Origin of the sequence: Nocardia sp. NPDC019395, from assembly GCF_040632335.1 — a bacterium.
GTDB lineage: Bacteria > Actinomycetota > Actinomycetes > Mycobacteriales > Mycobacteriaceae > Nocardia.
Map to the genome: position 1 here is coordinate 16,070 of NZ_JBEYBT010000002.1, position 12,300 is coordinate 28,369.

At 66.7% G+C, this 12,300-nt stretch carries 13 protein-coding genes and 1 other RNA gene; 4 read left to right on the top strand and 10 right to left on the bottom strand.

Annotated features, from left to right (window positions below; translation table 11 throughout):
* The first annotated feature begins 79 nt into the window (after positions 1-79).
* The 3 genes from recQ to ABZ827_RS08705 all read left to right on the top strand — a co-directional run bounded on the left by recQ (position 80) and on the right by ABZ827_RS08705 (position 3,869).
* Positions 80-1,942, top strand: a complete 1,863-nt coding sequence (gene recQ, locus ABZ827_RS08695) for a DNA helicase RecQ (protein ID WP_357234661.1) — start codon at positions 80-82, stop codon at positions 1,940-1,942.
* 90 nt (positions 1,943-2,032) lie between these two features.
* Positions 2,033-2,800, top strand: a complete 768-nt coding sequence (locus tag ABZ827_RS08700; protein WP_357234664.1) for a hypothetical protein — start codon at positions 2,033-2,035, stop codon at positions 2,798-2,800.
* Between the two features lie 79 nt (positions 2,801-2,879).
* A complete protein-coding gene (locus ABZ827_RS08705) occupies positions 2,880-3,869 on the top strand; it encodes a YafY family protein (RefSeq protein ID WP_357234667.1) in 990 nt (329 codons plus the stop codon).
* Here ABZ827_RS08705 and ABZ827_RS08710 read toward each other — a convergent pair.
* The 9 genes from ABZ827_RS08710 to ABZ827_RS08750 all read right to left on the bottom strand — a co-directional run bounded on the left by ABZ827_RS08710 (position 3,852) and on the right by ABZ827_RS08750 (position 9,813).
* Positions 3,852-4,844, bottom strand: coding sequence for an alpha/beta fold hydrolase (locus ABZ827_RS08710; RefSeq protein WP_357234669.1), 993 nt, complete (start codon positions 4,842-4,844; stop codon positions 3,852-3,854). The two genes, ABZ827_RS08705 and ABZ827_RS08710, sit on opposite strands and share 18 nt — an antisense overlap.
* A gap of 35 nt (positions 4,845-4,879) precedes the next feature.
* Complete coding sequence (locus ABZ827_RS08715) at positions 4,880-5,989, bottom strand: PDR/VanB family oxidoreductase (protein WP_357234672.1); 1,110 nt, start codon at positions 5,987-5,989, stop codon at positions 4,880-4,882.
* Positions 5,986-6,888 (bottom strand): metal-dependent hydrolase, encoded by a 903-nt coding sequence (locus ABZ827_RS08720; RefSeq protein WP_357234675.1) that lies wholly within the window; start codon positions 6,886-6,888, stop codon positions 5,986-5,988. The genes ABZ827_RS08715 and ABZ827_RS08720 overlap by 4 nt, the downstream gene beginning before the upstream one ends.
* 104 nt (positions 6,889-6,992) lie before the next feature.
* Positions 6,993-7,628 carry a DUF2461 domain-containing protein gene (locus tag ABZ827_RS08725; protein WP_357234678.1) on the bottom strand — a complete coding sequence of 212 codons (636 nt, stop codon included), beginning with the start codon at positions 7,626-7,628 and terminating at the stop codon, positions 6,993-6,995.
* Positions 7,625-8,026 (bottom strand): hypothetical protein, encoded by a 402-nt coding sequence (locus tag ABZ827_RS08730; RefSeq protein WP_357234680.1) that lies wholly within the window; start codon positions 8,024-8,026, stop codon positions 7,625-7,627. The genes ABZ827_RS08725 and ABZ827_RS08730 overlap by 4 nt, the downstream gene beginning before the upstream one ends.
* A 204-nt stretch (positions 8,027-8,230) precedes the next feature.
* Positions 8,231-8,599: a transfer-messenger RNA gene (gene ssrA / locus ABZ827_RS08735) on the bottom strand.
* Positions 8,600-8,684: 85 nt separating this feature from the next.
* Positions 8,685-9,158: an SsrA-binding protein SmpB gene (gene smpB, locus ABZ827_RS08740; RefSeq protein ID WP_357234682.1), complete on the bottom strand. Its 474-nt coding sequence runs from the start codon at positions 9,156-9,158 to the stop codon at positions 8,685-8,687.
* Between the two features lie 49 nt (positions 9,159-9,207).
* Positions 9,208-9,447, bottom strand: coding sequence for a hypothetical protein (locus ABZ827_RS08745; protein ID WP_357234685.1), 240 nt, complete (start codon positions 9,445-9,447; stop codon positions 9,208-9,210).
* A 57-nt stretch (positions 9,448-9,504) separates the two neighbouring features.
* A complete protein-coding gene (locus tag ABZ827_RS08750; protein WP_357234687.1) occupies positions 9,505-9,813 on the bottom strand; it encodes a hypothetical protein in 309 nt (102 codons plus the stop codon).
* A 405-nt stretch (positions 9,814-10,218) separates the two neighbouring features.
* On the opposite strand from ABZ827_RS08750, the gene ABZ827_RS08755 reads away from it, so the two are divergent.
* Entirely contained in the window at positions 10,219-10,962 is a 744-nt protein-coding gene (locus tag ABZ827_RS08755; protein ID WP_357234690.1) for a Sir2 family NAD-dependent protein deacetylase, read from the top strand.
* Here the strand turns inward: ABZ827_RS08755 and ABZ827_RS08760 are convergent.
* Entirely contained in the window at positions 10,927-12,255 is a 1,329-nt protein-coding gene (locus ABZ827_RS08760) for a D-arabinono-1,4-lactone oxidase (RefSeq protein ID WP_357234693.1), read from the bottom strand. The two genes, ABZ827_RS08755 and ABZ827_RS08760, sit on opposite strands and share 36 nt — an antisense overlap.
* Positions 12,256-12,300 lie beyond the last annotated feature (45 nt).

Consider the following 12,300-nt stretch of genomic DNA (forward strand, 5'->3'; position numbering starts at 1 on the left):
GGGGACAACTCGGGTGATCCAGCACTCCGGGTCGTACTTCTCGCGGCGGGGGTATCGCCGTCGCTCGTAGGATGGCCGCGTGGATACCGCCGAAGACACCGCTGTGGCACCTCCCGCTCACCCCGACGACCCCGCCCATGAGGTGTTACGCCGGGTCTTCGGGTACGACAGTTTCCGCGGTGAACAGCGCGGCATCGTCGAGCAGGTGATCGGCGGCGGGGACGCACTGGTACTCATGCCCACCGGCGGCGGGAAATCGCTGTGTTATCAGATACCCGCGCTGGTCCGTGACGGTGTCGGTGTGGTGGTATCCCCGCTCATCGCGCTCATGCAGGACCAGGTGGACGCGCTGAGCGCGCTCGGTGTCCGGGCCGGTTTCCTCAATTCGACCCAGTTCCCGGACGAACGCCGGACGGTCGAGGCGCAATTCGTGGCCGGTGAGCTCGATGTGCTGTATCTCGCGCCGGAACGGTTGCGGATGGAATCCACCGTCCAGCTGCTCGGGCGCGGGCGGATCGCCCTGTTCGCGATCGACGAGGCGCATTGTGTCTCGCAGTGGGGTCACGATTTCCGGCCCGACTACCTGGCCCTGTCACTGCTACACGAGAAATGGCCGGACGTCCCCCGCATCGCGCTGACCGCCACGGCAACGGAGAAGACGCGCGACGAGATCATCACCCGGCTCGACCTGGGCGGGGCACGCCGATTCGTCGCGAGTTTCGACCGGCCCAATATCCAATACCGGATCGAGCCGAAGAACCGGCCCGATCGTCAACTCCTCGAATTCCTGCGCACCGAGCATCCGGGCGATGCCGGAATCGTCTACTGCCTATCGCGGAATTCGGTGGAGAAGACCGCGGCGTTCCTCACCGAGAACGGGATTCGCGCACTGCCGTACCATGCGGGCCTCGACCACCGCACCCGTGCCGAGAACCAGGCCCGCTTCCTGCGTGAGGAAGGGCTCGTCATCGTCGCGACCATCGCCTTCGGGATGGGTATCGATAAGCCCGATGTCCGTTTCGTCGCCCACCTGGATCTGCCCAAATCCGTTGAGGGCTACTACCAGGAGACGGGCCGTGCCGGCCGGGACGGGCTGCCGTCGACAGCCTGGATGGTCTACGGGCTGCAGGATGTGGTCCAGCAGCGCAAGCTGATCGATTCCTCCGACGGCGATATGACCCACCGCCGTCAGCTGCAACTGCACCTCGACGCGATGCTCGCCCTGTGCGAGACGGTCGATTGCCGCCGCGCTCAATTGCTCGCCTATTTCGGCCAGGACCCCCGGCCGTGCGGGAACTGCGATACCTGTCTGAGCCCGCCCGAATCCTGGGACGGCACCGTCGCCGCGCAGAAACTGCTGTCGGCCGTATTGCGACTGAAACGGGAGCGCGGGCAAAGCTTCGGTGCGGGCCATCTCATCGATATCCTGCTCGGCAAGAAGAACCAGAAGGTGCAGCAGTACGACCACCACGAGCTGAGTGTGTTCGGGGTGGGTGCCGATCTGCGGGATACCGAATGGCGCGGAGTCGTCCGCCAATTGCTCGCGCAAGGTCTGCTCGCGGTGCACGGTGACTACGGTGTCCTCACGCTGACCGAGGCCAGCGAAAGCGTTCTCTTCGACGGTCGCACGGTCCGTCTGCGCCGGGAACCCGAGCGGCCGACTCCCTCGCGTGCGGCACGCAGTGCCAAGGCCGCCAAATCCGCGCCCGCCGACCTCACCGACGCGGATGCCGAGCTGTTCGAGAAACTCCGCCAGTGGCGTTCCGATACGGCCAAGGAACAGGGCGTCCCCGCCTATGTGGTGTTCCAGAACGCGACGTTGCGCGATATCGCGGCGCGTAAGCCCGCCGATATGGCCGCGCTGGGCGAGGTGAGCGGCGTGGGTGAGAACAAACTGGCCCGCTACGGCGAACAGGTGCTCGAGGTGCTGGCGGCTGGATGAACGGATCACCCCGGCCCCGAACAGCTTTCGTCCGATGATTCCTCCCGCCAGTGGTGATAGGGGACTGGACGCTGCACCTAGCCTGGATTTATGTCCGAGAAGCCGACACCGTGGTCGTTCTCGCGCCACGGAATCGGCTTGTCCGGACCGACTCCTGCTGCCGCCGGGGAACCCACGGTTACAGAATCCGCCGTGGAGCCGGCGACGGTGCCCATCGGAATCGGGGCCGTCGAGACCGAGGCGCAAGCACGGGGGACAGACGCTCGCCTTCCCCTCGCGGAACAAGCCCGTGCTGAAGCCCGGGTGCCGGTGGTGCAGGCCGGGCCCGATGCCGGGGATGCGGACCGTACCGCTCATCCGGAGCGGGACGGCGGCCGCCCGGTTCATTGGGGAGGGCACGCGCTGGTGGGGTTGGTACTCGGTCTCGTCGTCCTGCTGATCGCCGGTGGCTTCTGCCTCGGCCGCGAGACCGCACCCTCTGCGGCGGCCGGCCCGGGCGTCAGCACATTCGCCGCGGCGGCCCCCGCTACGGGTGGCGCTCGGCAAACGCCCACCGCCGCACCGGCACCCCCCGATCCTCCGGCAGACGGACCGGATTCACCCGATGTAGGAATCGGATTCGTCTTCGGCAAAGTCACGGACAATGACGGCGGTACCCTCTCGGTTCACAGCGAACTCACCCGGTCCGATGTCGTTGTGTACACCGATGGCGAAACCAATCTCTATGTCGCTATCGCGAGCGATCCGGCCGGGATCGATATCGGCGCTCCGGTGATGGTCTACGGCCGTAAGCACGCGGACGGTTCGATCAGCGCCCGCACCATCGCGGGAGTCTCCATGCACGGTAAACCCAAATAGGCCGGCCGGTATCTCGCGACCGGCGTGAACCGGCACCCCAGCGGTCAGAATCCGGCCGCAATTCGAGAACAATGGGGGTATGGCGAATACGAGCACGCGGACCCTGCGCCTGCTGTCGCTGCTGCAGACCCATAAGTACTGGCCCGGTAACGAGCTGGCCGGGCGGCTCGGGGTTTCGGCGCGGACCTTGCGGCGCGATATCGATCGCCTGCGCGATCTCGGCTATCCGGTGGAGGCGCAACGGGGCGTCGAGGGCGGCTACCAGCTCGCGGCAGGCGCGGCCCTGCCTCCGCTGATGGTCGACGACGACGAGGCGGTGGCGCTGGTCATCGGGCTGCAGACCGCGATGCAGGGCATGGTCGAGGGGGTCGCCGAATCCTCGGTGCGCGCGCTCGCGAAGGTGGTCCAGGTGATGCCGCCGCGGCTGCGCCGCCGGGTGGAAGCGATCCGGGCCATGACCGTACCCGCTGATTGGGGCGGCCGGCCCGGCCCGGGCCCGGACCCGGAGGCCCTCACCACCATCGCCCTGGCCTGCCGGGACAGCGAGCGGATGCGTTTCTCCTACACCGCCGCCGACGGCCGGCGCAGCGAGCGGTATATCGAGCCACATCGTCTCGTATCGCTGGGTCGCCGCTGGTACCTGGTGGCCTTCGACCTGACCAGGCACGACTGGCGCAGCTTCCGCCTCGACCGGCTCACCGCACCCGCCGGCGACGGCTCCCGTTTCCGTCCGCGTGAGCTGCCGACCGCCGATGCCGCGGAGTTCGTCCGGGCCGGGGTGGACAATATGCCGCGCCCGTATCGGATCGAGGCCCTGGTCGAAGCCCCGGCCGAGACCGTCCGTGAGCGGATCGGGCGCTGGGGTTCGGTCGAGGCGGTCGATTCCGGTCGCTGCCGGGTATCGATGACCACCGATTCGCTGGACTGGCCCACCATGGCGCTCGGCTCTCTCGAGGCCGAATTCCGCGTCCTCGAACCGCCGGAACTGCTCACGCAGATCCGCGCCTGGGGTGACCGTTTCGGCCGGGCGCAGAGTGGCCCGCCGGAATCGCTAGTCCGCGACTCGTAGCCGCCGCGGCTGCTGCCGCGCGTCCTCGCCGGGGATCTTCTCCGCGCTTCCGGCGGCGAACTCGCCGTCGTTCACCGCGTCCACGAGTTCGGTGGTCGCGGTCGCCAGCAGTTCGGGGTGGGAGAACGGCATCCAGTGCCCGGCCGGTACATCGCGACGCCACAGCCGCGAAACCCACTGGGCGGAATCGTCGTATCCGGCCGGCCGGACCGCGATATCGCGTCCCGCGACGATCAACTGGACCGGTACATCGGTTGTCCGCTCCCGCGGTTCGAGCATATGCGCGAGGATATTGGCCCGGTAGATCAGCAGGCCGTTCACCATGTCCTGCTTCAGGGTCGGGCCGAAGAAAATCGTCGACGGCGCTGTGTTGTTCATGATCTGGATGAACCGCCGCCAGCGCTGCTCGGTGGCGAGCAGACCGAAAGCCAGGCGCGGCAACCCGGGGGTCATGAAGAACCCGGTGTACGCCGAGGACAGCAGCTGGGTGAACGGCTGCCAGATATTGCGCGGACCGGGCTTGCGCAACCGGGCCCGCACCCACGCGGCCAGATGGTCCAGATTCGGGCCGGATACCGAGGTGAACGAGGCGATCCGGTCGGTGGCCCGCGGTTCGCATACCGCCTCCCAGACCTGTACCGAACCCCAATCGTGCGCGAGTACATGGACCGGCCGGTCGGGGCTCACCGCGTCGGCGACGGCGTAGAAATCGGCGGCCAGTTCCGCGAGCCGGAAATCGGCGACCCGGGCGGTGTGGGTGGAGGCGCCGTGCCCGCGCGTATCGTAGGCGACCACGTGGAAACGGTCGGCCAGCAGCGGAATCACACCGTTCCACAGGTGATGGGTATCGGGCCAGCCGTGCACCAGGATGACGGTCTCGGCGTCCGGATCGCCGTATTCGTGCACCGCGAGGTCGAATCCACGGTGGTGAACCGTCCGTTCGGTCGCGGGGATCTCCGATATCGATGCCGTCACGCTGTCTCCTCGTGCTGTGTGCGGGTTGTCGAGAGCTACAGGTCCAGTACCAGACGTCCACCCGCGCACCGTGATACGCAGACCAGGAGGTCGCCACGGTCGCGTTCGGTATCGGTCAGGGCACCGTCGCGGTGGTCGGGAACGCCTGCGAGCACCCGGACCTTGCAGGTGCGGCAGAAGCCTTGCCGGCACGAATACGGTTGATCCGGCCGGTGCCGCAGGAGTACGTCGAGGGCGGACCGGTCCGCGGGGACCGCGATCACCTGGCCGCCGGCACCCAGTTCGATCTCGAACGGGACGCCGTCCACGATCGGCGGCGCCGAGAACCGCTCGGAATGCAGTTCCACCTCCGGTATTTCACGTACCAGCGCGGCGACGGAGGTGACCATCGGAGCCGGTCCGCAGCAGTACACAGCCGTCCCGGGGACGACCCCGGACAGCAGTTCCGCGGCGGTGGGCAGACCGTGTTCGTCGTCGGTACGCACCGTGACGCGATCACCGAAGCGGCTCATCTCGTCCAGGAACGGCAGGGTGTCGCGGGCCCGTCCGCAATACACCATGGTCCAGTCGATACCGAGCGATTCGGCCAGTCGCAGCATGGGCAGGATCGGGGTGATACCGATACCGCCGGCCACGAAACGAACCCGCGCAGCCCGCGACCCGTAACCCGGCGCGGCGAACGGAAACGCATTGCGCGGGCCCCGCACCACCAACGCGCTGCCGACCGGCAGCGCCCGGTGTACCTCGTTCGAACCGGCACCGTCCGGGATGCGGCGCACCGCGATCCGGTAGCTGCGGGTATCGGCCGGATCGCCGCACAGCGAGTACTGCCGAAGGGCTCCCGACGGTAGTTCGACGTCCAGGTGCGCACCGGGTCGCCAGCGGGGCAGCTCGCGGCGGTCGGGTGCCTGGAAACGCAGGCTCACCACGTCTTCGTCGGATGCTTCCACCCGCCGCCCGGTGACCACGACAGGGATCCGCCGGTCGTCGGCCCGCGGCGCCGGGTCGCGCCGGTTGGTGAGCGCGGTCCAGTTCAGTCGCGCGTTCACCACCGCGTCGAGTAGGCGCAGCGTCCGGTCCCGGCGGTGTCTGCCGTGCAGGTCGGCGGGCAGTGGTAGGGACTGTTTCGGGGTCTGGACCGTCACGAGGCCGCCCGGGCCGCCGGTGACTGGGCCAGATAGGCGATGGCCTGTGCGGTGGAACCGACGGATTCCGGGCTGTAGCCGGGCTTGAAGGTCGACAGTGCACTGACCAGCAGGGCGGGAACTCCGGGGAGGGCCCCGCGCCACATCGATCCCAGGATCTCCAGGAGCAGCCGGGGGTATCCCAGGTCGGGCAGCGCGGGGTCCCGGTGCACCAGGTATTTGGTCCCGCGCACGAGCAGAACCAGGAACGTGGGGAAGACCAGCACCATCAGGGCGCCGCGGCGCAGATAGCCGACCCCGAAATATTCGGCGACATCGTGGGCCACATGGCGATGTTCGACCTCTTCGGCCCCGTGCCACCGATACAGATCGAGCATCCGCGGATCGGCGTCGAACCGCTCCAGTTCGCTGTTGAGCACCCAATCGCCGAGGAACGCGAAGAAATGTTCCAGCGAGGAGATCACCGCGAGCCGGTCCACCAGTTGCTGCCTTCCCGCCCGCGTGGCGGTGGATCGCCGCGGTCCGACGGTCTTACGGAACAGGTATTCGGTCTGCTGCACATACGGCCGCGGGTCGACGCCGTTGGCGTCGAAGAGCATTTCGTGGGAATCGGCATGGGTTTCGGCGTGCATGGATTCCTGCCCGATGAATCCGAGCATATCCTCGCGCAGTTTCTCGTCCCGCACGAACGGCAGCGCTTCGCCGAAGGTCGCCAGGAAGCTGCGTTCACCCTCGGGGAGTAGCAGATTCAGCGCGTTCAGCACATGCGAGGCGATGGGCTCGCGTTTCATCCAGTGCAGCGGCAGGGCGGTCCAGTCGAAGCGGACGTTACGGGCGGTGAGCGCTACCTGCCCCGGATCGGTCACCTGCCCGGAGGCAGGGTTGCGGAACAGCCTCATCGATCCTCCTCGATCGCCACCGGCAACTGCCGCGCCCGAATACGGTGGCACGCGACACCAGCTTCGCCCATGTTAGTGCGACAAGAAGTAACAGACAACCATGTCTATGGTGCGGCGACGGCCCCGAGCCATTCGACGATCGGCCGGAGGGTCTCCCATGACTTGCGGATCTCCGTGGCTGCCCGTGGTGTCGTCAGCCAGTCGGGGGCGCCGAACTCGCGGCTGAGCACCAGCGATTTGTGCCGTAGCAGGTCGATGCGCGGGTGGTCGATGGGGTAGCCCTTGGGGCGGGTCTTCAGCTTGTCGCCGCCGAGGGTGTACCCGGCCCGCACGAGCTTGTTCGCGATCTTCTCGAGCTCCGCGCCGCGCACGTCGTCGTCGATGGTGGTGCGCAGGCGGGCCAGCTGGTCCGGTGCGGCCGCGTACAGGCCGCCGGCCACGAACAGCCCGGGTGCGCCGATCTGGACGTACCAGCCGACACCGGGCGCGGTATGCACTACCGCGCCCTGATGGGTCTTGTACGGCGACTTGTCCTTCGAGAACCGCACATCGCGGTAGGGGCGGAAGATCTTGGCGGGACCGAAGCCGGGTTCGAGATCGGCGATCAGCGCGGTCATCGGGCGCTTCACGGACTCCTCGTATATGTGCTTGTTGGCGGTCCAGAATATCCTCGAGTTGTCGGCCTCGAGATCTTCGTAGAAGTCCGGCCCTGCGATCGGAAACCCCGCGAACTCGCTCATGACATCGAACCTATCGTCCGCCGCACGGGCGGACGATAGGGAGCCGATCGGTCAATCCCCGGGTTCGTCGTGAATCTCCATGGCCGCTGCCTCCGCGGGCCGCTTGTCCTCGGCGCGCACCTCCTCGCGATGCCGACGGCGACTCCACTCCTGGTCGAGTTCACTGGCGATGCCCAAGTGGCCGGTGTCGTCGTTTTCGTGATCGCGGATGACCAGCTCGTCCGGGGGTCGGTGATATAACGCTCGTACTCGCGGACCTCATCGGCCTGATCGTCGTCGCCCAAGTCGTAGTCCAGGTCCTCGCGCTCCTCGTCACCGATGTCGAGTACCTCGTCCATCAGTCGGTAGTCGGAACTCGCTCGGGCGCGGTCCTGACCGGGATCGCGTATTTCGGTCATGGCGCCACCTCTTTCGCAGACCGGCTCACCAGCGGCGACCACCGTGAGCTGTGGTTTCCACGCTACCGCCGACTGGTACCGGCGCCTACGGTCATCGCGCCGCCGTGGAGATCGGTTCCCGTCCGGCGGGCCCGGATCACGCATCGTCCGGCCCTCGACCTCGGCGAACGACGAAGGCCCGGTCCGTATGGACCGGGCCTTCGTGAGTGGAGCTGCCGGGAATCGAACCCGGGTCCTCCGCCGCGTCACCAGGGCTTCTCCGTGTGCAGTCCGCTATGCCTCTACTCGGATCTCCCGGTCTCGCGAACAAGCCGGGATGACGATCCCAGTCGCTGTTGGATGTCCCGCGTTACTCCGCGACCGAGTCGCGCGGTGAGCCCTCTAGCTGATGCCGGCACCGAAGCCGAGGGCGTACCTCGGGCCGACAGAGACGCTATCGCTTAGGCAGCGAGAGCGTACTCGCGCTGATGAGAATCGGCGCTTAATTGGTTGCAACGACGCTTACGGTGGTCTCTTGCCTGCACCGACACGCTTCCCCTGAATCTACGTACGCAGTCGAAACCGTTCAGCCCCGCACGTCCCGGCACCTTGCCGGGCTAGTCATATTAACACCTCGGCCGCCGTCGTTCATTCCCGTTTTCGGGTGCCGTCCGCGCCGTCAGCGCATCCCTTTGATCCGGCGGCCGATTTCACGGGTGACCTCGCGTTCGGCGGTTCGCCGGGCGAGGTCCTGTCGCTTGTCGTAGTCCTGCTTACCCTTGGCCAGGGCGAGTTCCACCTTCACCTTGCCGTCGGAGAAGTACATCGACAGCGGGACCAGCGTCTGGTTACCCTCACGCGATTTGCCGACCAGGCGTTCGATCTCGCGTTTGTGGAGCAGTAGTTTGCGGACCCGCCGCGGTGAGTGGTTGGTCCAGGTGCCGTGGCTGAACTCCGGGATATGCACACCGCGCAGCCATATTTCCCCGTTGTCCACGGTCGCGAAGGCGTCCACGAGAGAGGCCTTGCCCTCGCGCAGGCTCTTGACTTCGGTACCGACCAGCGCGATCCCGGCCTCGTAGGTGTCCAGGATCGTGTAGTTGTGCCGTGCCCGGCGGTTGGTCGCGATGACCTTACGCCCCTTCTCCTTCATGTCGACAACCTTAAAGCGCTGGAGCAACCGGATTATTCCCGGCCGGTACTCAGCCCGGTTGTAGCAGCAGGTAGAGGGTGAGAACCGCGATGAATGCGGCGACGAGCAGCACGGTGGACCATCGCGGCCGGTGACTTCCGCGCGGTCGGGTGCGCCGGTCGAGCCAGCCGCTGTCCACGCTGGGATCCGTATGCGAGGCGCGTGGTGGCGCATCGACCGGTTCGGCCGGTGGCCCCGGACCGCCGCTGTCTCCGCCGATGCTTTCCTCGGACCCGTCCCCGGATGCCATGCTCGCAGATTAGTGCCGCGGGCAGGTCTTCGGGAACGGGGCGCGCGAGTTCGGCAGTCAGCGCGGCGATCTCAGGATGCGCAGTGTGATTCCCAGGCCGACCAGGATGATGGCGGTGGCGATGAGTGCGGTCGAAAACGATTGGGTGATGGCGGCGATACCGGTGCCGAAAATGAGGCAGGTTGCAAGGGCCAGCAGTGCGGTGCCCCATTCCATACCGGCGATCCGGGCGGGTCGGTTACGCATTGCTGTCATATTTTCGGGGTACCCCACCTGCTGGGTTATCAAACCGTTATTGCTGTAGCGCTGGGCCGGTGCGTACACGGCCCGCAGATCTGCCGTACGGGGTTCGCGGTGGCTGACCATGGCGGGACCTCCGTCTCGGTGTCGATGCGGCAACTGTGTTCACCGTAACGGACAAATCTCTGCTTGGATACTGGGCAGCAAATCTAGAGAGAACCATCACAGCGATCGGTCCGCCGGTGTGCGATTGTGTGGTCGCTGCGTGATATTCAGGGTAAAAGCACTGTTCAGAGTGGCCGAGTCGGTTCGACACGCCGAAACCGTACCGGAGGTTTCTTTCCGGGTTTGCATCATGTTGCGGTCCCCGCATTTGGTTTGCCAAAAGTTAACCAATGTAGTTGCTGTTACCCGCTCCGTGATGGCAGTGGATGCGTCTGCCTAAGCTTGTGGTATGCGGATTCCATCTCGGTGCGCGCTTCGATCGCATGCACATCCTCGCGGGGCGTGCCCGCTTCCGGAGGGACGTCGGTGAGCGCATGGCACGAACGCACCGGCCGTATCGCGGTGCTGACGGGGGCGGGTATTTCCACCGATAGTGGTATCCCCGATTTCCGCGGGCCGCGCGGAGTGTGGGCCGAGGATCCCGTGGCGGAGTTGCTGTCCACCTACGACAACTACGTATCCGACCCCGAGCTCCGGGAGCGCTCCTGGCGGGCCCGTCGCGATAACCCGGCCTGGGCCGCGGAACCCAACCCCGCGCATCTGGCGCTGGTGGAATTGGAACGCGCCGGGCGCGGGCTCACCATCGTCACCCAGAACGTCGACCGGTTGCATCAACGGGCTGGATCCGATCCGCAGCGGGTGATCGAGATCCACGGGAACATGTTCGATGTGGTCTGCGTGAACTGCGGCTATACCGCGAGTATGGCCGCAACGCTCGAGCGGGTCGGAGCCGGTGAAGCCGATCCGCCGTGCCCGGAATGTGGTGGGGTCCTCAAGGCCGATGTGATCATGTTCGGCCAGGCGCTCGACCACCGCACCCTGCTCAAAGCGTCGCTCGCGGCCGAAACCGCGGAGATATTCCTGGCCGTCGGCACATCACTGCAGGTCGAGCCGGCGGCATCGCTGTGCGGGCGGGCAGTGGCCGCGGGGGCGTCGTTGATCGTCGTGAACGCCGAACCCACACCCTATGATTCGCTGGCGACCGAGGTCGTGCGCGAACCCATCGGCACCGCCCTACCGCGGTTGGTCGAGCTGATTCTGGCCCGCTGAGATCGGGCCGAGCACGCGGTCGAGGTAATTGTTGGTGAATCGGCCGTCGGGGTCGTAATGGCGGCGCACCGCGGCGAACCGGTCCCAATCCGGATACTTCCGGCGCAAGGTTTCCGCCGTCTGGAAGTGGCGTTTACCCCAGTGTGGCCGGCCCGCGTAGCGGTCGAAAATCGCCTCGCAGGCGCGGAAGAACGGCTCGTGGTCCATGCCTTGATATTGGTGCACGGCGATATAGCAGGTCTCGCGCCCGCCGGCGGGCGAGAGAAACGCGTCGTCGCCCGCCACCCAGCGCACCTCGATCGGCATGGGGCTGTCGAAACGCTGTGCGGTTTCCTTGATCTCCCGGATGGCTTCGACCGAGTGTTCGCGTGGAATCGCGTATTCCATTTCGGTGAACCGCAACAGCCGCGGGGTGGTGAACACGCGATAGGACCTGTCCACTTGCCGCCGATAGCTGAAGGCGTATGCGGCGGCCCGCTGCAGCGGCGGGATGAGAGTGGGCCGGCGGCGCGCCAGCCGGCACAGCGCGTCGCTCGCGTGATTGGACACGGCGATATCGGCGAACCAGTCGACGATCCGGTGGCGTGGCGCGGGCGGCAGTTCTACGCGGTTGTTGCGTTTGGTCATCGCCGTGGGGCTGTGGGCGAACATATAGAACTCGAAATGATCGTTGCCGGCGATATAGGAGTCCAGGTCGCGCAGGACCTCCTCGACCGGAACCGGTCGCTCCACGCCTTCGAGGACGAACGAGGGTACGAGCCGCAGGGTGCAGGCGGTGATCACGCCGAGGGCGCCGATACCGACTCGCGCCGCGCGCCATGCCTCCGCCCCGGAATTCTCGGTCAGTTCGACGGTCCTGCCGTCGGCGGTCGTCAGCTCGATCGCGTGCAGTTGCGCGGAGAGATTGGGTAACCGGCCGCCGGTGCCGTGCGTTCCGGTGGCGGTGGCGCCGGCGATGGTCTGCGCGTCGATATCGCCGAGGTTCGGGAAAGCGAGCCCGTATTCGTCGAGCCGGGGATTGAGTGCCGCGAGGGTGATCCCGGACTGGACTCGCGCCAGGCCGGCGTTCCGGTCGACGTCCAATACGCGGTTCATGCGGGAGAGGTCGAGTAGTAGCCCGTCGGTGAGGCAGGTGTCGTTGAAGGAGTGTCCGGAACCCACGACGCGGACGCGATGTCCGTCCGCGGCGGCTCGTGCGAGCTCTCCGCCCAGCTCCGCGTGATCGCGCGGAGCGGCCATCCGGGCCGGTGCGCACCGCTGATCGCCGGCCCAGTTCACCCATGAGTTGGTCACCTGTCCAACATTAGGGGATGGCGGCAGCGGCCGTCGGGAAAATTC